The 20,466-nt window shown below is 69.2% G+C and carries 18 protein-coding genes and 2 pseudogenes; 4 read left to right on the top strand and 16 right to left on the bottom strand.

The genetic code is table 11. The features are described 5' to 3' along the window. Positions 1-23: 23 nt before the first annotated feature. The 3 genes from kdpB to kdpF are packed head-to-tail and all read right to left on the bottom strand — an operon-like array spanning position 24 to position 3,912. The gene (gene kdpB, locus OG780_RS37725; RefSeq protein ID WP_328455853.1) at positions 24-2,153 is read right to left on the bottom strand and encodes a potassium-transporting ATPase subunit KdpB; all 2,130 of its coding nucleotides are present in this window, start codon (positions 2,151-2,153) and stop codon (positions 24-26) included. Then, positions 2,150-3,814, bottom strand: a complete 1,665-nt coding sequence (kdpA, locus tag OG780_RS37720) for a potassium-transporting ATPase subunit KdpA (RefSeq protein WP_328455851.1) — start codon at positions 3,812-3,814, stop codon at positions 2,150-2,152. The genes kdpB and kdpA overlap by 4 nt, the downstream gene beginning before the upstream one ends. An 8-nt stretch (positions 3,815-3,822) precedes the next feature. Further along, positions 3,823-3,912, bottom strand: coding sequence for a K(+)-transporting ATPase subunit F (kdpF, locus tag OG780_RS37715; protein WP_055544543.1), 90 nt, complete (start codon positions 3,910-3,912; stop codon positions 3,823-3,825). Positions 3,913-4,304: 392 nt separating this feature from the next. Here kdpF and OG780_RS37710 point away from each other — a divergent pair, with 392 nt between their 5' ends. Further along, complete coding sequence (locus OG780_RS37710) at positions 4,305-4,862, top strand: hypothetical protein (RefSeq protein ID WP_328455849.1); 558 nt, start codon at positions 4,305-4,307, stop codon at positions 4,860-4,862. A gap of 73 nt (positions 4,863-4,935) precedes the next feature. Here the strand turns inward: OG780_RS37710 and OG780_RS37705 are convergent, their stop codons facing one another. Both OG780_RS37705 and OG780_RS37700 read right to left on the bottom strand, forming a co-directional pair. After that, positions 4,936-5,478 carry a hypothetical protein gene (locus OG780_RS37705; RefSeq protein ID WP_328455847.1) on the bottom strand — a complete coding sequence of 181 codons (543 nt, stop codon included), beginning with the start codon at positions 5,476-5,478 and terminating at the stop codon, positions 4,936-4,938. Then, complete coding sequence (locus OG780_RS37700) at positions 5,475-7,976, bottom strand: sensor histidine kinase (RefSeq protein WP_328458670.1); 2,502 nt, start codon at positions 7,974-7,976, stop codon at positions 5,475-5,477. The genes OG780_RS37705 and OG780_RS37700 overlap by 4 nt, the downstream gene beginning before the upstream one ends. A gap of 319 nt (positions 7,977-8,295) precedes the next feature. On the opposite strand from OG780_RS37700, the gene OG780_RS37695 reads away from it, so the two are divergent. Next, on the top strand, positions 8,296-9,888 hold the full coding sequence (locus OG780_RS37695) for a Na+/H+ antiporter (RefSeq protein WP_328455845.1): 1,593 nt from the start codon (positions 8,296-8,298) through the stop codon (positions 9,886-9,888). A 77-nt stretch (positions 9,889-9,965) separates the two neighbouring features. Here the strand turns inward: OG780_RS37695 and OG780_RS37690 are convergent, their stop codons facing one another. Then, entirely contained in the window at positions 9,966-10,115 is a 150-nt protein-coding gene (locus OG780_RS37690) for a hypothetical protein (RefSeq protein ID WP_328455843.1), read from the bottom strand. Between OG780_RS37690 and OG780_RS37685 the strand changes: the two genes are divergently transcribed. Beyond that, positions 10,052-10,462 carry a recombinase family protein gene (locus OG780_RS37685; protein WP_328458668.1) on the top strand — a complete coding sequence of 137 codons (411 nt, stop codon included), beginning with the start codon at positions 10,052-10,054 and terminating at the stop codon, positions 10,460-10,462. The two genes, OG780_RS37690 and OG780_RS37685, sit on opposite strands and share 64 nt — an antisense overlap. Positions 10,463-10,549: 87 nt before the next feature. Here OG780_RS37685 and OG780_RS37680 read toward each other — a convergent pair whose 3' ends face one another. The 3 genes from OG780_RS37680 to OG780_RS37670 all read right to left on the bottom strand — a co-directional run bounded on the left by OG780_RS37680 (position 10,550) and on the right by OG780_RS37670 (position 12,065). Then, entirely contained in the window at positions 10,550-11,419 is an 870-nt protein-coding gene (locus OG780_RS37680; RefSeq protein WP_328455841.1) for a PhzF family phenazine biosynthesis protein, read from the bottom strand. A 109-nt stretch (positions 11,420-11,528) separates the two neighbouring features. Beyond that, entirely contained in the window at positions 11,529-11,840 is a 312-nt protein-coding gene (locus tag OG780_RS37675; RefSeq protein WP_328455839.1) for an EthD family reductase, read from the bottom strand. A gap of 78 nt (positions 11,841-11,918) precedes the next feature. Further along, the gene (locus OG780_RS37670) at positions 11,919-12,065 is read right to left on the bottom strand and encodes a hypothetical protein (protein ID WP_328455837.1); all 147 of its coding nucleotides are present in this window, start codon (positions 12,063-12,065) and stop codon (positions 11,919-11,921) included. A gap of 206 nt (positions 12,066-12,271) precedes the next feature. Between OG780_RS37670 and OG780_RS37665 the strand changes: the two genes are divergently transcribed. Then, a complete protein-coding gene (locus OG780_RS37665; RefSeq protein WP_328455835.1) occupies positions 12,272-13,174 on the top strand; it encodes a LysR family transcriptional regulator in 903 nt (300 codons plus the stop codon). A gap of 11 nt (positions 13,175-13,185) precedes the next feature. On the opposite strand, the gene OG780_RS37660 is transcribed toward OG780_RS37665, so the two are convergent. The 7 genes and pseudogenes from OG780_RS37660 to OG780_RS37630 form a co-directional block, all read right to left on the bottom strand. Beyond that, positions 13,186-13,530: a hypothetical protein gene (locus OG780_RS37660; RefSeq protein WP_328455833.1), complete on the bottom strand. Its 345-nt coding sequence runs from the start codon at positions 13,528-13,530 to the stop codon at positions 13,186-13,188. A 172-nt stretch (positions 13,531-13,702) separates the two neighbouring features. Further along, positions 13,703-14,578, bottom strand: coding sequence for a Tn3 family transposase (locus OG780_RS37655; RefSeq protein ID WP_328455831.1), 876 nt, complete (start codon positions 14,576-14,578; stop codon positions 13,703-13,705). A gap of 130 nt (positions 14,579-14,708) precedes the next feature. Next, on the bottom strand, positions 14,709-15,845 hold the full coding sequence (locus tag OG780_RS37650; protein ID WP_328455829.1) for an FAD-dependent oxidoreductase: 1,137 nt from the start codon (positions 15,843-15,845) through the stop codon (positions 14,709-14,711). A gap of 451 nt (positions 15,846-16,296) precedes the next feature. Then, positions 16,297-16,503 (bottom strand): annotated as a pseudogene (locus OG780_RS37645) (MMPL family transporter); the annotation flags it as partial. A gap of 101 nt (positions 16,504-16,604) precedes the next feature. After that, positions 16,605-16,916, bottom strand: a pseudogene (locus tag OG780_RS37640) (transposase); the annotation flags it as partial. Positions 16,917-17,254: 338 nt separating this feature from the next. Next, a complete protein-coding gene (locus OG780_RS37635) occupies positions 17,255-18,883 on the bottom strand; it encodes a carboxylesterase/lipase family protein (RefSeq protein WP_328455827.1) in 1,629 nt (542 codons plus the stop codon). Next, the gene (locus tag OG780_RS37630) at positions 18,883-20,280 is read right to left on the bottom strand and encodes an MFS transporter (protein WP_328455825.1); all 1,398 of its coding nucleotides are present in this window, start codon (positions 20,278-20,280) and stop codon (positions 18,883-18,885) included. The genes OG780_RS37635 and OG780_RS37630 overlap by 1 nt, the downstream gene beginning before the upstream one ends. Positions 20,281-20,466: the final 186 nt, after the last annotated feature.

Raw genomic sequence — 20,466 nt, 5'->3', positions numbered from 1 at the left:
GAGGATCAGCACGCTTTCGAGAGTTACAGCCCGGGGATGAGGGAGATGAGCAGGTCGATGATCTTGATGCCGATGAACGGGGCGACCAGGCCACCGAGTCCGTAGATCCCGAGGTTGCGCCGCAGCAGCTTGTCGGCGCTGACCGGGCGGTACTGCACGCCCCGCAGGGCGAGCGGCACCAGCGCGATGATGATCAGCGCGTTGAAGATGACGGCCGAGAGGATCGCGGAGTCGGGCGAGGACAGGTGCATGACGTTGAGCTTGTCCAGGCCCGGGTAGACGGCGGCGAACAGCGCCGGGATGATCGCGAAGTACTTGGCGACGTCGTTGGCGATGGAGAACGTCGTCAACGCGCCCCGGGTGATCAGCAGTTGCTTGCCGATCTCGACGATCTCGATGAGCTTGGTGGGGTTGGAGTCCAGGTCCACCATGTTCCCGGCCTCCTTGGCGGCCGAGGTTCCGGTGTTCATGGCCACGCCGACGTCGGCCTGGGCCAGCGCGGGGGCGTCGTTGGTGCCGTCGCCGGTCATCGCGACGAGCTTGCCGCCGGCCTGTTCCCGCTTGATCAGCGCCATCTTGTCCTCGGGAGTGGCCTCCGCGAGGAAGTCGTCGACGCCCGCCTCCTCGGCGATCGCCTTGGCGGTCAGCGGGTTGTCGCCCGTGATCATGACGGTCTTGATGCCCATGCGGCGCAGTTCCTCGAACCGCTCGCGCATGCCGTCCTTGACGACGTCCTTGAGGTGGATGACCCCGAGGACCCGGGCTCCCTGCTCGTCCTCGACGGCGACCAGCAGCGGGGTGCCGCCCGCCTCGGAGATCCGGTTGGCCAGGGTGTCGGCGTCCGTCGAGACAGTGCCGCCCTGTTCCTTGACCCAGGTGATGACCGAACCGGCGGCGCCCTTGCGGATCCTGCGGCCGTCGACGTCCACACCCGACATGCGGGTCTGGGCGGTGAAGGCGATCCACTCGGCACCCGCGAGTTCGCCCTGGTGGCGCTCGCGCAGCCCGTACTTCTCCTTCGCCAGAACGACGATGGAGCGGCCCTCGGGTGTCTCGTCGGCCAGCGACGAAAGCTGGGCGGCGTCGGCGACCTCGGCCTCGGTCGTCCCCGCCACCGGCACGAACTCCGACGCCTGTCGGTTGCCCAACGTAATGGTGCCGGTCTTGTCCAGCAGCAGCGTCGACACATCGCCCGCCGCCTCGACCGCCCTTCCGGACATGGCAAGTACGTTGCGCTGCACGAGCCGGTCCATTCCCGCGATGCCGATCGCGGAGAGCAGAGCACCGATGGTGGTCGGGATCAGACAGACCAGCAGGGCCACCAGCACGACCATCGTGAGGTGGGTGCCGGCGTAGTCCGCGAACGGCGGCAGGGTGGCCACCGCGAGCAGGAAGACGATCGTCAGCGAGGCGAGCAGGATGTTCAGCGCGATCTCGTTGGGCGTCTTCTGCCGGGCCGCGCCCTCGACCAGGGCGATCATCCGGTCGATGAAGGTCTCACCGGGCTTCGTCGTGATCTTGACGACGATCCGGTCGGAGAGGACCTTCGTGCCGCCGGTGACCGCGGACCGGTCGCCGCCGGACTCCCGGATGACCGGGGCGGACTCGCCGGTGATGGCCGACTCGTCGACGGACGCGACACCCTCGACCACATCACCGTCACCGGGAATGATGTCGCCCGCCTCGCAGACGACCAGGTCACCGATCTTCAGCTCGGTGCCGGGCACCTGTTCCTCGGAGCCGTCCTTCAGCAGTCGGCGCGCAACCGTGTCGGTCTTGGCCTTGCGCAGGGTGTCCGCCTGCGCCTTGCCGCGCCCTTCGGCCACCGCCTCCGCCAGGTTGGCGAAGACGACGGTGAGCCACAGCCAGGCACTGATCGCCCAGCCGAACCAGTCGCCCGGGTCCTTGAAGGAGAACACCGTCGTCAGCACGGAGCCGACCAGGACGACGAACATCACGGGCGACTTGACCATCACCCGCGGGTCCAGCTTGCGGAACGCGTCCGGCAGCGACCTGATCAGCTGCCTGGGGTCGAACAGACCCGCGCCGACCTTTCCTTCGTCCTTGCGGCCGATCGGCACATCGCTGTGCGGCGCCCGAGTGGGAGTAGTCGTGGACACAGCGTCCTCTTGGTTGTCTATGCGAGTGATCATGACGCCAGCCCCTCGGCCAGCGGGCCCAGCGCGAGGGCCGGGAAGTAGGTCAGACCGGTGATGATCAGGACCGCGCCCACCAGCAGACCGGTGAACAGCGGCTTCTCGGTCCGCAGGGTGCCCGCGGTCGCCGGGACCGGCTTCTGCTCGGCGAGCGAACCCGCCAGCGCCAGGACGAACACCATCGGCAGGAATCGGCCGAGCAGCATGACCAGACCGATCGTGCTGTTGAACCACTGCGTGTCCGCGTTCAGGCCCGCGAACGCCGAACCGTTGTTGTTGGCGCCCGAGGTGTAGGCGTAGAGGATCTCGGAGAATCCGTGCGCGCCGCTGTTGGTCATCGAGTTGCCCGGGGTCGGCAGGGCCATCGCCGCCGCGGTGAAGATCAGCACCAGCGCCGGGGTGATCAGGATGTAGCAGGCCGCGAACTTGATCTCGCGGGTGCCGATCTTCTTGCCCAGGTACTCCGGTGTACGCCCGACCATCAGACCCGCGATGAACACCGCGATGATCGCCATGATCAGCATGCCGTAGAGACCGGAGCCGGTACCGCCGGGCGCGATCTCGCCGAGCTGCATGCCCAGCATGGTGATGCCGCCGCCGAGCCCGGTGAACGAGGAATGGAAGGAGTCCACCGCACCCGTCGACGTCAGCGTCGTGGACACCGCGAAGATCGACGAGGCACCCACACCGAAACGGGTCTCCTTGCCCTCCAACGCCCCGCCCGCGATGTCGAACGCGGGACCGTGGTGGTGGAACTCGGTCACCATCATCAGCGCGGTGAAACCGATCCAGATGGTGACCATCGTGGCGAGGATCGCGTACCCCTGCCGGATACTGCCGACCATCTGGCCGAAGGTCCGGGTCAGCGCGAACGGGATGACCAGCAGCAGGAAGATCTCGAAAAGGTTCGAGAACGGGGTCGGGTTCTCGAAGGGGTGGGCGGAGTTGGCGTTGAAGTAGCCGCCGCCGTTGGTGCCGACCTCCTTGATGGCCTCCTGCGAGGCCACCGCGCCGCCGTTCCACTGCTGCGAACCGCCGAAGAACTGTCCGACCTCGTGGATGCCGGCGAAGTTCTGGATCGCACCACAGGCCACCAGGACGACCGCGGCGACCACCGACAGCGGCAGCAGGATACGGACCGTGCCACGCACCAGGTCGGACCAGAAGTTGCCCAGCTCACCGGTCCGCGATCGGGCGAAGCCGCGGACGAGAGCCACGGCCACCGCCATGCCGACGGCCGCAGAGACGAAGTTCTGCACGGCCAGACCGGCGGTCTGCACGACGTGGCCCATGGCCTGCTCGCCGTAGTACGACTGCCAGTTGGTGTTCGTCACGAACGACGCGGCGGTGTTGAACGCCTGGTCCGGGTCGATCGCCGTGAAGCCGAGCGAGCCGGGCAGATGGCCCTGGACGCGCTGGAGGAGGTAGAGGAAGAGGACGCTGACGGCGGAGAAGGCGAGGACACCGCGCAGGTACGCGGGCCAGCGCATCTGCGCATTCGGGTTGGCGCCGATGCCCTTGTAGATCCACTTCTCGACGCGCAGGTGCTTGTCGGAGGAGTAGACCCTGGCCATGTAGTCGCCGAGGGGACGGTAGGCGAGGGCCAGTGCCGCTATCAGAGCCAGCAGCTGGAGCACGCCGGCGAGAACGGGACTCATATCGAGGCTCAGAACCTCTCCGGGAAGACAAGGGCGAGGACGAGATAGCCCAGCAGGGCGACGGCCACGATCAGGCCGACGATGTTCTCGGCGGTCACAGCTTCGTCACCCCCTTGGCGACGAGCGCCACCAGCGCGAACACCGCGATCGTGGTGACGACGAAGGCCACGTCGGCCATCGTGAACTCCTAGAAGAGGTTCGGATCGAACGGACGATTAGAGGTAACCGTCTCTCTGGCCGAATTCGAGCGTCGTTGACGGCTCCCATACGGAGGCTCGGACGCCTTTGACGGAACTCTTACGACCGGGTCATCCATCTGCCGGAAACGCTCGCCCATCCGCCCGAGACGTCGAGGGTCGGCGCCATCGAAGGGCCGGAATCCCTTTCCGGCAGCCCATTCCACGCCCTGGCGTCAAGAGCGAGCAGGGTGCCCATCAGAGTCGCGTCAAGGCAGGCGGTTCTCGCTTCCCGGGTCTCTACCTTCGGCAGCATGGAACGCCACTACGACACGCGACACGACGCGGTCCACACTCCTCCAGAGCCGCCCGCGGAAGTGGCGTACGACCGCCGCTGGGCAGCGGATCTTCACAGTTCGATCCGCTGCGCAGCCGTACTTGTCGTCCTTCTCCTGCTGATCGACTGGGGCGCGGGCACTTTCAGCCCCCCGCGCGGCGCTCTGTGGGCCGGGCTCGGCGTGCTCCTGTTCCTGGTGCTGTACCCGCCCAGGGTCAGCGCGGGCGAGGGCTGGCTGGCCTCACGCGGACTGCTGCGGAAGCGACGGGTACGCACCGACCGGCTGGTGTCGGTGCGCTGTCTGGACGGCGTCTCGCAGCGGCTGGTCCTGCGGGACGCGTCCGGTACGCGGGTCGAGATCAACCCCCAGGTACTGGTGAACAACCCCGAACTCTGGCACCGCCTGGAGGAGGACGCCCAGAAGTCGGCGGCGTCCGGAACACTCATGTGCGGGGCGACCGCGTTGCGCCGGGTCTCGAAGCGGATCGATCACGAGACCGCCCTGACCGTCTTCAAGGTCTCCGGCCTGGACTGAGCCCACGCTCCGTCGCACTCGCCTGCCCACCGAACGCGGCTGCACCACGGGCATGAGGATGCCCAGCAAGTTGTCAGCCGTCCATCACCGGCCCAGCCGTGTCGAGAGCCGCACCCGTCTGGTCGGCGAGGGTGACCGCGACCAGGCGTGCCTGGAGCGGCGGTACGGGGTCCGGGCCGGGGGTGAGCATGAAGCGGCCCAGGTAGCGGCCGTTGCCGTGGGTACGCAGCTCGATCTCGCCGTCCGGCCAGCCGCTCGCGTCGAGATCCCAGTGCCGCCGCCCGACCGCCACGTTGCCGTCCTGTTCCAGGCGCGGCGGCTGCCCCAGCAGGGTGCCGTACTCGAAGCGGCAGCCGCGCAGGCCGAGGAGTTCGATCAGCTCCCGGCGGACGTGGTCGACCACGGTGTCCGAGGACTTCGCGGACTGGGCGAGCTCGGCCGTCTCGTGGATCCGGGCCAGGTATACCGCGTCCGTCACGGTGATCACTTCGAGGCGGCGGGCGCGGGCCGCGAGCTGGGACACGATCAGGCCGACGATCAGCAGCAGGACGGCCGTCCCGATGTCCGAGGACGCGGTGGCGCTCACGAGTCCTGGTGTGCCGCTTTCGGTGTTCATACGATGCCTCCTACGCTCTGCGGATCACCGGGGTGCTCCGCCCGCTCGGCGAACGGCAGGGACAGCACCATGGTCAGGCCGCCGCCGGGAGTGTCCTCCGGGGCGAGAGTGCCGTCCATCGCCTCGGTCAGCCCCCGGGACAGGGCCAGGCCCAGTCCGAGGCTGGTGGTGTTGTCGGTGTCGCCTTGCCGCTGGAAGGGTTCGAAGAGCCGGTCGCGGTCGGTGGTCGGCAGGCCGGGTCCGCGGTCGACGACACGCACTTCGACACGGCCCGCGTGTGCGCTGGCGGTCAGCAGCACCTTGCGGTCCACCGGGCTGTGCCGGGCGGCGTTGGCGACGAGGTTGGCGATCACCCGTTCCAGCAGGGGCGGATCGGCCAGCACGGCCGGGACGTCGTCCAGGTCCGCCACCTCGACCTCGGGGGTGTCCGTCAGCGCGGCCGGCAGGACCTCGTCCAGCGTGGTGGCGCGCAGATTGAGGGTGAGTACGCCTGCTTGGAGGCGGCTGAGGTCGAGGAGGTTCTCCACCAGCCGGTTCAGTCTGGCCATGGACTCGTCCGCGGTGGCGAGGAGTTCGTCCCGGTCCTCGTCGGAGAAGTCGACGTCCCGGCTGCGCAGCGAGGAGACCGCGGCCCAGCCCGCCGCGAGTGGCGTGCGCAGGTCGTGACCGACCGCCCGCAGCAGCGCCGTGCGCATCCGGTCGGCGGCCTTGACCGGTTCGACCTCGGCGGCGGCCTCGGCGAGCCTGGCCCGTTCGACGGCCGATCCCACGTGCGCGGCGAACGCGGCGAGGACGCGCCGCTCCGACGACGGAAGGGGGCGACCGCGCAGGACCAGGAAGGCGCCGGGTCCCGCGGGCACGACCGTGGCGCCGTCGTCTCCGGGCGGCTCGTCCACCAGCTCCACGGAGTCCATGCCGAAGGTCTCGCGCGTCCGTTCCACCAGCGCCGGGATCGTCGCTCCGCCCCGCACGATGCTGCCGGCGAGCGAGGACATCGTCTCCGCCTCCGCCGTGGCCCGCGCCGAGCGCCGTGACAGGCGCAGCGAGCGGTCCACGACGGTGGCCACGACGGCGGCGACCACCGCGAAGACCGCCAGGGCCAGCAACGCGTTCGGGTCGTTCAGCGTGAACCGGCCGATGGGCGGGATGAACCAGTAGTTGAGCAGCAGGGACGCCGTGACCGAGGCGATCACCGCCGACACGACCCCGCCTATGCAGGACACGCCCACCACGGTGAGCAGGAAGAGCAGGGCCTCGCTGGTGAGGTTGAGCCGGTCCCGGGCCGTGTCCGGATTCAGCAGGAGGGTGAGTGCCACGGGCAGCAGCAGTCCGGCGACCGGGCCCGCGATCCTGCGTACGGTGGACAGGGTGCGGCGGCGGGAGGGCAGCAGGGTGCCGCGCCCGGCGCGTTCGTGGGTGACCGTGTGGACGTCGATGTCGCCGGAGAGTGCGACCACGGTCTCGCCGGTGCCGCGTCCGGTGACGAAGCGTTCGATGCGGCCGCGGCGGCTGGTGCCGAGGACGAGCTGGGTGGCGTTCTCGGCGCGGGCGAAGTCCACCAGGGCCGTGGCGACGTCGTCGCCGACGACCGAGTGGTAGCTGCCGCCGAGGTCCTCGATCAGCCGCCGTTGCCGGGCCAGCGAGGCGTGCGAGGCACCCGCGGCGAGACCGTCGCTGCGGGTCACGTGCACGGCGAGCAGGTCACCGCCCGCGGACCTGTCCGCGATCCGTGCGGCCCGCCGGATGAGGGTGTCTCCCTCGGGCCCGCCGGTGAGGGCCACGACCACCCGTTCCCTCGTCTCCCACACCCCGCCGATGTTGTGCTCGGAGCGGTACGACTGGAGCGCCTCGTCCACCCGGTCGGCGACCCACAGCAGGGCGAGCTGGCGCAGGGCGGTCAGGTTGCCGGGGCGGAAGTAGTTGGCGAGAGCGGCGTCGATCTTCTCGGGGGCGTAGATGTTCCCGTGCGCCATCCGGCGGCGCAGTCCCTCCGGCGGGATGTCGACGAACTCGATCTGCTGGGCCCGTCGTACGACCTCGTCGGGCACGGTCTCGCGCTGCGGCACCCGCGTGATCTTCTCGACGACGTCGTTGAGGGACTCCAGGTGCTGGATGTTCAGCGCCGTGATGACGTCGATCCCGGCGGCGAGCAGTTCCTCGATGTCCTGCCACCGCTTGGGATTGCGGCCGCCTCCCGGAACGTTGCTGTGGGCGATCTCGTCCACCAGCGCGACCTGCGGGCGGCGCGCGAGGACCGCGGCGAGGTCCATCTCCTCGAAGTCCCCGCCGCGATAGGAGCAGGACGTACGCCGGACGACCTCCAGGTCGTCGAGCATCATCTCCGTGCCGGGGCGCCCATGGCACTCCACGAACCCGGCCACCACGTCCGAGCCGCGTGCCGCCCGGCGTCGCCCCTCGTCGAGCATGCGGTAGGTCTTGCCGACCCCGGGTGCGGCGCCGAGATAGACCTTCAACCGTCCGGGCCGTACCTCGCCCACACCAGGGGGTACGCCCCCCGCGACGGGCCGTACCTCGCCCCCGCCGGTCCGTACGTCGCTCATACCGGTCCGTACGTCACTCATCGCGGCCGACGTGCTCCACTCACTGGCGATCGATTCCCCGGAGGGAAGGGTTGCTTCCCCTACCGAACCTCTTGTGCGCGTCGCACGGCCCGCTCCCTGACGCATCCTTGGCGCCGGTCACGTGGACGTTGACACTGCTTTGACGGGTGCCGGCCCGATAGGGTGAAAGCGGTGTGCCGGGAAGTCTGGTCGGCGGGGAGCCACAAGGTCTCCTCCTCATGACCAGAGGGATGCCATGCGCGCGGTAGGGACAGTTCTGGCTCTCGTGGTCCTCGCCACCGTGGTGGCCACCTTCGCTCGCCATTGGCGTATCCCCGCGCCTTCCCTGCTCGTGATCGCGGGCCTCGCCGTCGCCCTGCTGCCGGGCACCCCGGAGATCCGGATCAGCCCCGAGATCATCGGCCTCGTCGTCCTGCCACCCCTTCTGTACGCGAGCGCCGAGGAACTGCCCTGGCGCGACCTGCGCGCCGTGTGGAAACCGGTCGGAGTCCTGTCGACGGGCCTGGTCCTGGCCTCGGCGGCCGCGGTCGGGGCGGTCGCCTCCCTGGTCACGCCGCTGTCGTGGCAGATGGCGTTCGTGCTGGGAGCCGTGCTGGCGAGCACCGACCCGGTGGCGGTGACCGCGCTCGGCAGACGGCTGGCGCTGCCGCCCAAGGTGCAGGTGCTGGTGCAGGCCGAGAGCCTCTTCAACGACGCGACCTCCCTCGTCCTCTTCCGGGTCGCGGTGAGCGTCGCCGTGGCATCGGCGGCGGCCGGCTGGGGTGCGGCAGCGAGTGAGTTCGCGCTGCTGGCGGGGGGCGGCATGGTCATCGGTGCCGCGGTCGCGGGCGTGGTGACGCTGATCCGGCGGCGCACGGAGGACCCGGTCCTGGAGACGGTGATCGCCCTGGTCACTCCCTACGCGGCGTACGTCCTGGCCGAGGCCGCGCACGCCTCGGGTGTCACCTCGGTGGTGGTCGCCGGAGTCGTCCTGGGCGGACGGGGCGACGGCCTCACCAACGCCCGCATCCGCCTCCAGCTCCACGCCGTCTACGGCACGGTGGTCTTCCTGCTGGAGAGCGTCGTCTTCAGCCTGATCGGGCTCGCCCTGCCGGCGCAGGTGCGGGCGCTGTCCGACGCCGACGGCGCCTGGCCCCTGTACGCGCTCGCCGTCGCCGCCACGCTCATCGCCATGCGCCTGTTGTGGCTGGCGCCGCTGTCCGCCGTGGTGCAGCGCAAGGGCGGGATCCAGCGGATGAACTGGCGGGTTCCGGTCGTCCTGACCTGGGCCGGCACCCGCGGCGTGGTCCCCCTGGCCGCCGCCCTGTCCATCCCCGTGACCATGGAGGACGGTTCCACACTCTCGGAACGCCCCCTCGTCCTCGTCCTGACCACCTCGGTCGTGGTCGTCACGCTCGTCGTCCAGGGCTTCACACTGGCTCCGGTCGTCCGCCGCTCGGGCATCGCCCTCGAACCCGACCACACCGAACGCGAAGAGGCACAGGCCCGCTGCAGCCTGGCGAACGCGGGCCTGAGCCGGCTGGACGAGATATCCGAACTGGAAGCCGTCCCCGACGTCGTCCTCGACCGGCTGCGCCGCGGCCTGACGGCACGCCTCGACGCCGCGAGCGATCGCCTCGGGCAGGCCGACGGCCACGGCGCTCAGACGGAATCCGCCGACCTCACCTACCGCCAGCTACGCCGCGACCTGATCACGGTGGAGGAGGCCGAACTCCAGCGCCTCTACGACCGACACCACATCAGCGACACGACCCGCCGCCGCCTGCAACGCTCGCTGGACCTGGAGGAGGCCCGGCTCGCGGACGCCCACGGACTGCACCGGGATTGAGGCCGAGCGCGGGCAGTCGACCGCGGGGTGGACGTCAGGGCCGTATCCATACACCAGCGTCGAACGCTCCGAGCGTCTCAGCGGAACTCGGCGAGCCGTGACCGCAGCCCGAGGGCGGTGAGCGCGGCCACCGAGGCCAGGGCTCCCGGCAGCAGATCCCCCACTGAGGAGCGGCCTGCCTGGACCGAGGCGGTGTACACACGGCCGGAAGGACGGTCGGCATGCACTCCTCGCCATCGTCGAAGACGACCTGTACGCCAACGGCCGCCACTTCCGCGCCCTCGACGGCATCGTGCTCGACACCAGCGACGACATGTGCGGCGAACTGATCTTCACCGTGTTCGCCGTCATCGCCAAGTTCCAACGTCGGCAGATCGTCAAAGGCACCCGCGAAGGCCTCGACGCCGCCCGCGCCCGAGGCCGCGTCGGCGGCCGTCCTCGCGCCCTGACCTCCGAACAGATCACCGACGCCCGCATCCTGCTCGGCGCCGGACAAACCCGAACCGCCGTCGCCGCCAAGCTGCGCGTCTCCCGATGGACACTCAGCCGCGCCCTCGACACCGCGTCCCGCTGACGCCCGCCCCGGGTGCCAACGCTTGACCGCAGCGGACAGCCCCAGCCCCATGCGCGGATCGCAGAAGAGGACGGTCTGGTCGTCGCCTCAGTGTCCGTCGCGGACCACCGCTAACCCGCCGACCCGGGTCGTGATGCCCGCCGGCCCGCGTCGGGCCGAAGCGAGCACGCTGGCCGGTCGACCGAGGGTGTCGCCCTGCTCCACCTCGATCGCGACCGTCTGCGCCCCTGTCGTGTCGAGCAGGTGGGCGGCCAGGCAGCCGGTGCTGTTGGCGTTGGCGACGTCCTCGTCGACACCGATCGCCGGCGCGAACATCCGCGCCGCACCCGGTCGGTCGCCCACCGGCGGTACGTACACGAAACAGCCGAGGAGCCCGTACCGCTGGCACGCCGCTGTCAGCCTGCCGAGGTGTGGGTGGACTCGGAGCAGCGTCGACCGGTCGTGGACCGGTACCAGCATGCGTGGTGCGCCGGGCGCGGCGATCCGTGGCGCGTCGGTCGGATGCGGGTCGTCCGCGGTGAGCCCGAGCGCGGCGACGATCGCGGCGCGCTCGTCCGGTGCCGGGTGACGCAGCGCGACGAGGCCCTGGTCGAACCACACCTCGATGCCGGCGGGGCGGCGGATCGCGACGGTGTCGAACGTGCGCCCGCCGGTGTGTTGGCGGTCGTTCAGCTCGCCCAGCGCGGTGCGGGTCAACCGGACGGCCTGCGCGGCAACCGTGCCGTGGCCGCAGCCGGACAGTTCGACGGTGGCGGTGAAGAACCGGACCGGCCAGCCACCGTCCGGCGTCCGCCCCGGGCCGAGGAACGCCGCGTGCGAGGTGCCGGCCGCGGCAGCGACCGCACGCCGGTCCGCGTCCGTCGCCGCCGGGTCGTCGTCGGTGACGGCCGTGGGGCTACCGCCCCGGCCGTCGCGCCGCACGCACGCATCGACCACCGTGACATCCGGCCAGGACATCGGCCCACCTTTGACGCTCAACGAACCGGCAACCGCGAACGGCGTCCGCCGATAGCCGGACCTGGCCGCAACGGCCGACCGAACGCGTCCCGGAGCGTACCGGCCTGCCTCAGCCGGTGCCGTCCTGCACCGGATAGTGGATGACGGCCACACCGCCGGTGGCGTAGTTGGCGACATCGGCGGCTATCCGCTGGCCGTGCGGCGACGCCCGCGCCGCGGCCATGGCGGCGGCGTCTTCGAAGTCGCCTTCGAAGACCGCGAAATACGGCGCTTCTCCCTTGGTCGCCGCCACGTCGAAGCTGTAGCGCCACGCAAGCAGGCCGGGCCAATTCATGACCAGCGGAAGGTGCTTGGTCACGTAGTAGTCGCGGAAGTGGTCAGGGTCGGCGGGCTTGGAATACAGGACCAGCAACTTATGCATGACGACCTCCGTCCAGAGACGAGACCGCAACACTCCGGGTGACCTGGGAGCTCCTGCTAAGAACTCCCGCCGGCCTCGCTAGGTGCGGAGCATCGGGATCTGGGTGAGGACGGAGGTGGTTTCGAGGAGCGCGTGGGAGTCGGTGGCCGGCCACAGCGGGAGGTCGCCGACGGAGGCTACGACATCGGGGAGGGCCCGGGTGGGTCGGGTCGCGCCAGAATCCATAGTCGAGCACACCGGGCTCGGTGGCCGCGGCCTTCGCGAGAACCGTGAGGGCGGACTCGAAATCGGCGGTGTGCGTGAGTGCGATGTCCAGTACTGCGGTCGGTTGAATCGTCACATGCGCAGGTTAGGGCTTGATGTGCGGTCGAGGGAAAGACCGGTACGGGATAGGTTCAGAACGGATCGTTATCAATCGGCAGGGAGGGCACGTGGCGCCGGATACGGTGAGCCTGCGGTACTTCCTGGTGCTGGCGCAGGAGTTGAACTTCACCCGCGCGGCCGCACGGATCGGTATCGCACAGCCCGCACTCAGCGCCCGGATGCGCCGATTGGAGGCGGAACTCGGTACGGCCCTGCTGGTCCGCAACACGCGTAGCGTCGTATTGACCACGGCCGGTGCGGCTTTGGCGGAGTCCGCGCCGCCCGCGCTGGCGGCGCTGGACCGGGCATGGGACACCGCCCGGAGCGCGGCGGCCGGTGAACTGGGCACGCTGCGCATCGGATACAGCCTCAGCGCCGGGGCCGAGACGGCACCGGCCCTGGTGGACAGGCTGATTCGCGGCAACAGCGGACTCGAGGTCGGCGCGGTCCCGATGGCGACACCGGAGATCTCCCCCGCGGTCGCCGACGGCCGCATCGATGCCGGGATCACCCGCGGTGAACAGCCGGGCCGTGGCGTGCGCCGGTTCCTGCTGCGGCGTGCGCGCATCGGGGTCCAGTTGGCGCAGCACCATCCGCTGGCCGAACACCCGGAGATCGAGATCGCCGACGCGGCCGCGTATCCGCTGCGACTCCCGGACCGTGCGGCCAACCCCGTGATCCACGATCAGCTGTCCGCACTGTTCCGAGACACCCGACCACACCCTCGATTCCACACGCCCGCAGTCTCTTTCGACATGTCTCAGCGCGACCTGCGCGACGGGGTCACCCTCGCCCCGGCCGGAGAAGCCGCGGTCACGGCATCACCGGCCGGTCTCACCTGGCGACCGCTGCGGGGCGCGCCCAGCCTGACGATCCACCTGGTCCTCCCACGCGAGCAGTCGCCACTGCACCGCCGCATCCGTGCCGTCGCCAAAACCCTGGCGCACGAGCTGCACTGGCTGCCGGACTGACGCGCAAGAGGTCAAGCGAGACGGACGTCTGCGGTGGCGAGGCCGAAGACCTTGCGCCGGGCGGCCGTGGTGACGGCGAACCCGTGTCCGGTCGGCGCGAACCGGGCCACCGCGTCGACCTCGCGCACCACGGTCGCCGGATTGTGCGGGCGCCCGGTGTTCCGCAGGACCTCGCGGGTGTCGTTGTACATCGTGATGAGCACGCCTCCGGCGAACGTCAGCTGGTCCTCCTCCAGGTCCGCGAGGTGCTCGACGATCGCGGTGCGGTCGCGTGCGACGTAGGTGCGCGTCAGGTCGAGGGCGCGCCACGCGGCCTCGTTCATCCGGGGGTCGGTGCGGTCGGCGAAGTCCTTCATCGTGGCTCCGTGGTCGATCGAGCGGAGGGGGTGGTGCGGGGGTGGGGCACGGCAGTGGGCAGCCCCAGGTCGAGGCGCTTGTCCATGTCGAGGCGGATGTTCCGTACGGGTTGACGTTGGACCAGAACAGGGCGGTCAGGCCGCGCCGGTCCTCGCCGGTGAGCTTCTTCGCTCACGCCGGCTCGGCCAGGACCTGCTGCACCAGCAGGGTGTTGACGTGCACGAGCGCGGACTGGAGCAGGTGCAGGGCGAGCATCGACGTCTCGGCGTGCTCCTTGTCCGGGCCGGTCAGGGCGCCGACCTTGCCGTGGTGGAGCACCGTGTTCGCGCTGTTCCAGTTCTCCACGACCTGGAGCCCGCCGCGGATCTCGCGGCGCAGGCCGGGGTGGGCGAGGCAGTCACAGGAGAAGATCGTGCGCACGGCGCGGCCGAGTTCCTCAAGTGCCTGACAGGTGAGGTGCTTGGGGCCTCCGCGGGTGAAACGCCGCAGCACTTGCTCGGCCTCCGCCGTCCCGAGGCGGAGCACGGTCGCGTACTTCACCATCTGGTCGTACTGCTGCTCGATCAGCTCCCAGCGGATCGGCCGCGTCAGCGAGGCGCCGAGTGCCGGCCGGCCCGGCGGGGTGTCATCCGGGTGGTACAGGCGGATGCTGCCGATGTTCTTCAAGCGGGGCAGCAGCCGGAACTTGAGCAGCTCGGTGAACGCGAAGCCGACCACGGAGGCGCCGTGCGTGTCGACGTAGTTCGCCTCGATCTCGGCGTCCGTGCAGTGCCGCAGCGGTCCCTCGGTCATCGCCGCGACCTCGGACGACGAACACGATTTCAGCTGGGGGTAGATGCAGACGTTCTTCCGCTCCACGTGCCAGTGGATCATCACGCCGTTGCCGCCGTAGCGGGCGTGGTACTCGGTCATGAAGTTGCTGGACCAGGAGCCGAACTTCTTCGAGTCCGACGCGCACGCCGTACCGCGTCCCCACCACTCGGTATCGCGGGCACCGGGGCCGGTGCGCACTGCCGGCGCGGCCTGCGCGGCCTGCGGACCAGCCAACACCGATCGCACCGGGTTGTCGAGCGAGAGCAGATCCTCGGTGCGCGGGCGCGGCGGGACGGGACAAGCGGCCGGGTCGTCCTGCCTACGCTGGTGAAAATTGGTGGGGTGACTTTTCTTCGGGGACGGCTCAGTGACTCGTGGGACGCGGGCGTCCGAGCGCGAACCGGCTCGGTCCGGGCTCTCCGCGTACCAGCGCGGCCGCCAGCTCGCCGATGACCGACGCGAACTTGAAGCCGTGCCCGGAGAACCCTCCCAGCACGGTGACCGGGCCCTGCCGGTCGATGACGAAGTCATGGTCGGGGGTGGTGGTGTAGAGGCAGGTCATGGCCTCGGGCGCGGTGTGGTCCACGCCGGGGAGCCAGCGCTCGGCGTACGCCGCCAGCTCTTGCAGGATCGCGGCGTCCGGGGTGCGGTCGCGCAGGTCGGGGTCGACGACCGGGCCGACGCCGTGGAAGCCCGCCTTGACGCCGTCGGTGCTGCCGAGTCCGTACACCCCGTCCGCGGTGAGGCCGTCCATGGGCAGCGCGGCGCCCGGGTGGTGAATGTAGCTGGGCCAGGTGAGCGCGTCCGCCGCGGGGAAGTGCGCGGGCTGCTCCTGGGTGACACGCAGCACCGGCACGCCGCCGACCGGCGGAGCGGTACCGCCGCCCAGCATTCCGGGCGCCCAGCCGCCGACCGCGACCACGACCGCATCGGCGCGCAGTTCCTCCTCCGTGTCCGTGACCACCTGGACCTCGGCGTCGCCGTGCACCGACAGCCCGGTCACCCGGACGCCGTGCCGGACCTCCGCGCCGTGCGCCCGCGCCGCCTGCTGGAAGGCGGTGACCGCCTCGTCGGCGTGCAGGCGTCCGGCCTCCGGGTGGAAGACCGCACCGGTGTCGGCGCGCAGCCCCGGCCAGCGCTCGGCGACCTCCTCCGGGGCCAGCCGCTCGGCAGGGTGTCCGGCGACGGTCAGCGCCTCGTACAGTGCCTCGGTCGTGGTGGCCGGGCCGTGGTCGACGGCTCCGGTGAGGGTGAGCACCTGCCGTCCCGTCTCCTGCTCCAGCCGCCGCCACAGCGGCAGCGACCGCACGGCGAGACCGACGTAGAAGGGGTCCGTGTAGGCCAGCCGGAAGATCCGCGAGGTGCCGTGCGAGCTGCCCCGGTCGTGGCCGGGCGGGAAGCGCTCCAGCAGGGTGACGTGGTCACCCTGGGCAGCAAGCCGCCACGCGGCGGACGAGCCCATGACCCCGCCACCGATGACGACGACTCGACGAGAAGACACGATGCTCGATCCTTTGGTGAACGATCCGGACCGACCGGGCAACCGGACGCCCCGAGGTTTTCCGGTGTGACCTGCAACTTTCTATCAGCCGTCAGCCCGGAGCGAGCCGGCCGGGTCGCCGCTGCCCGCCCCCTGTGCCCGTCGACACGCTCGACCGTGCTCCAACTCTCCTTTCCCAGGCTGGTTTGCGAGTGGACCACGGCCATTCGGACCGCAAGGCCCATACGTTGTAGCCAGGGGCTGATGTCGCAGTCGGCTCGATGTACCTCTTCGCCCTGACCACCGGGCTTCCCTCCTCCCCTGCAGCGAGAGGCGCATTCCAACTGGGCCGCCGGCGAAGGGAATGCGTTCTTCCAGCCATGCGCGGGTCACGGCGTGCATCGTGACCCACGCCGCCGGCTGCGGAAGTGACGGGGGTTTTGATGGTGATCCGAGCCGCGTTGAGCCGATGTCAGCTCTGCTCAGGGCGCTCGATGGACACCTTGGGCAGCTTTCGGGCCAGTGGGGCAGGGAGTCACCAGGCCCATGTGCCGAGCATCTGCATGACCGCGGGAACGATGAGGCATCGGATGACGACGGCGTCGAGCAGGACGGCAACGGCAAGGCCGAGTCCGAACTGCTGGAGCATACGGTCGTCGCTGAGGACGAAGGCTCCGAAAGGGTGCCTCTGAACTCCAAGCGTCTGACGGGGTGACGGCGCGCGTGGAAACCGGCTCTGGCCGCAGTTCCGGATGCTGTTGGTGACGGAACGTGCTGCTGTCCGAGGAGGATGCGGTGGCGGAGAAGGGTGAAGCCTGCTCGTCCGTGCATCTGGCGCGCGATCCGCTTGGTTTTGGTGTTGACGCCCTCGGTCGGGCCGTTGCTGTAGGGAAGCGTGAGCGCGGCGATCACGTCAGCGCGGTCTCTGTCCAGACCTCGAGTGAAGGCGTGCACTTGAGGCAGATCGGCTGCGCGGACCTGGACGATCCAGCGCGCGAGCCTGTCGGCGTTTTCTGCGCGAGGCGTCAGGAGTCCGGCGAAGTGCCTGATGCCGACGGCCAGTTGGGTCAACGCCGGCGAGGCCCGGAGCAGGCATCTGAACGGATCGGTCGGCAACGACCTGCACGTTCATGCCGTGCTTCTTTGCCGGTCATGGCGACATGCGTCAGGTGCGGAACCAGTTTGGGTGCAGCTCGTTTCGAGTGAGGTGGCCGATCAGGCGGTGAGGTTGCATTCGCCCTGGCCGGCAGCTTGATCGAGGTGTTCGTGTTCGCGAACGACGTGGAAGCGCCAGCAGGTGTCGAAGTCGCCGTCGCCAAGGCCATCACCATGCCTACGCTGTGGTACTTCGTTTCCAGTGCCCGGTCGACCGCCGTCGTTCGCGTCCCTTCTCGTGTCCATAGGGAGCGGACGGCCGGGCACTGCGACGCTTATCTGCCAGGTGATCCGGGCTGCACCGTTGCGTTCTGGTCCCCGGCGTCGAAGACGACGCTGCGCGGCCATTGCTGCCATCGCGTGCCCAGACCGGAGTGCTGCGGAGTTCCCGTACGTACGAAGGTTCGAATGCTGTCGACCATCAGGCTTGACAGCTGCAGCCTGCCCGGCTCGTTCTTGGTGCTGAACGCGAAGGTGAACAGCCCCTCATCGAAGGTATGGAACACGAAGGGCAGGTCCATGGCGTGCGCGGCACCGTACACCTGGTCGAACGGCGCCGGCTCCTGGTTCCAGCCGAACTGGTAGTAGTACAGGTGCTTGTTTCCGGCCGCCTGCACCGAGTTCAGGGAGTCGTGGGTGATGCCGGTGAAGACGAGGTTGGTCAGATGGTCCGCGGCCTCGTTCCAGCCGCCGGGCCCGTCGACGGGAAGGTACGCGTCCGTGATGAAGTCGCGCACCGTGAACGGGGAGGGCTCGTCGGGGTCGAAGAAGTACTGCGAGGTGAAGCGCTGGTAGTCGGTCGGGCGGAATGCGCCGATCGCCGACCCGAAGAGTTTGCCCTCCTCCAGGGTGTTCCCGGCGAGGGTGGGGATGTTGCGGAATTTCCCTGCCTTGATGGCGGCGTGGTAATCCGTAGGCAGGACCGTGCCGTCCGCAATGACTGCGGGCGGGTCTCCGACCTTGGAGCCTTCGCGGACTTGCGCGCGGATGATGTCATCGGCCGGCATCGATCGGAGGCGGCGCACATCCGGGTCTTCACCTGTGCCGACTGCTTCGTCGACGAGCCCGTCGGCGTACGTGCGCGCCTTTTGCGGGGTTGTGAACAGGAGGCCGCCACTGAGCGGGATCGCTTTGTCCAGCAGGCCTTTGCTCAAAGGGGAGACCATGAGGGCCCACACGTCGACGGCGCCGGCGGATTCCCCCATCACCGTCACATTCGAGGGATCGCCGCCGAAGGCAGCGGCGTTGCGGTTGACGAAGCGAAGGGCCTCGATCTGATCCAACGTTCCGAAGTTTCCCGAGTCATTGACCCGGTCGCCCGTCTTCAACCCAGGCAGGTCGAGCCACCCGAAGACGCCGAGCCGGTAGTTGACGGTGACCACGACCGCATTGGTCCGGCGTGCCAGGGCGCGGCCGTCGTACATCGGATCCGCCGAGTAGCCGACCACGTTGCTTCCCCCGTGGATGAACACGATGACCGGCAGGTTCTTCTTCGCGTTCGAGGGGCGGAATACGTTGAGAGTGAGGCAGTCCTCGGAGCCGACGGGCTCGGCGAGGCCGTCGCGGACATCCAGGCCGTAGTGCGGGCCGGACGGTGCCGGGCTGAACATCCGGCCTTGCTGGATACAGCCGTTCCCGAATTCGCCGGCGTCACGCACGCTGCGCCATGGCTGATGAGGGACCGGGGCGTTCCAGCGCAACGGCCCGACGGGGGGCTCTGCATAAGGGATGCCCAACCAGGAATAGGTTCCGGTCGACCGGCCCTGGTCGATGCCCTGGACCTTCCCGAGGTCGGTCTGCCGTACGACGGATGCTCCGTGTGCTCCGTGTGCCGATGCTGCGCTCATCGATGCGGCTGCCAGCACCAAGCCGAGCAGTACGGCGCCAACTCGTCTCATCACCATCACTGCCTCACCTCCATCTGAGTGCTGGGCTCTGCCTGAGTGCTGGGCTCCGACTTGCTGTCCTCGTCACGTACCGTGCGCCGCAACAGCGGAAGGAGCAGCACGCCGAGAACTGATCCTCCGATCAGCACTGCATACCCACCCGCCTCGCTGCCTCGGCCTTCTGCGAAGCCGTACAGATAGGGGCCGGTGAACCCGCCGAGCAGTCCGATCGTGTTGATGAACGCGAGACCTGCCGCAGCCATCAGTCCGGACATCCGCGCCATCGCGACCGACCAGTAGAGGGGGAGAACCCCGATCAGCAGCATCATCGCGACGTCGATCAGCAGGATGCGGGCGACTGCACCGTCCGCGAGGGTGTAGGCCACCGCCACCAGGACCGTGGTGACGGTGACGCCGGTGAGGACGTGGAGCTCACCTGACGCCCTGCGGTGGAGCCGGGGGATGACGAGCACGCCGACGAGCGCGCCGATGCCCGCGCTGCCGCTCACCACACCGATGAGGAAGGATCCCTCGACACCGAGGCTTTCCACGACCGACGGGAAGTTGTACTGGATCGACACGCTGTTGATCTGGTTGGCGAAGTAGATCACCGCGAGTACGAGGATGAACGGCCGGCCGAACGCAACCTTGGCGTTGCCCTTCAAGGTGGTGTGTGCCGGGGCCGTGTGTACGACAGCTCGTTCGTTCAGCACCGCGGCCTCTTGTGCCGAGAGCCACGGTGCGTCCGACGGCTGGTCGGGCACCCAGCGCCATACGACGCCCCCGACCACGATCGTCATCGCGCCCTGGATGAGGAACATCCACTGCCAGCCGAACAGCCCGCTTGCGCCGTTGAGTTCCATGAGTGCGCCGCCGAGCGGGCCGCCGAGGGTGAGGCCGGCGCAGGCGGCAAGGTAGATGATCCCGACCATCGTCACCCGCTGCTTCTGCGAGAACCAGATGGTGATGATGTACATGAGGGCCGGGTACAGGCCGGCCTCGGCCGCTCCCAGGAGGAGCCGGACGACATAGAAAGAAAGTTCGTTCTGCACGAACATCATGCAGGCACAGATCACACCCCAGGTCACAGCGATGCGGGAGATCCACCGTCGCGGCCCGACGCGGTGCATGATCAGGTTGCTGGGCACCTCGAGGAGCGCGTAGCTCAGGAAGAAGATGCCTGCGCCGGTGCCGTATGCGGCGACGCTGATGCCCACGTCAGCCTCGAGCGAGGTCTTGGCCAAGCCGACGTTGGTGCGGTCCACGAACGCCATGAAGTAGACGAGGCACAGGATCGGCAGGAGGTGGAACGCAGCCTTTCGGCTGGCAACCGCATGTGCGCGATCGGTGTCGTCCTGCGTGGGTTGCTGCTGGTTCACGACCGGCCTCCAGAGGTTTGATGCCGGATGCCGCAATACGTCACTGCGTGAATCCCTGGTGCGGCTCTCACGAGGTCTCCCTTGGCCAGGCGGGTCTCCGCGCTGCCTGATGTGGTCGCCGTCACTGTAGGGAGCTGCGCACGGCCTCATGAGGTGTGGATCGTCCACAGTTGCCGACGCCGGGGTGGGGGAAAAGACCACCGTTGATGCGGCGCTGCCACA

The organism is Streptomyces sp. NBC_00386 (assembly GCF_036063235.1).
Lineage (GTDB): Bacteria > Actinomycetota > Actinomycetes > Streptomycetales > Streptomycetaceae > Streptomyces.
This window is presented reverse-complemented; position numbering and strand designations above follow the sequence as displayed.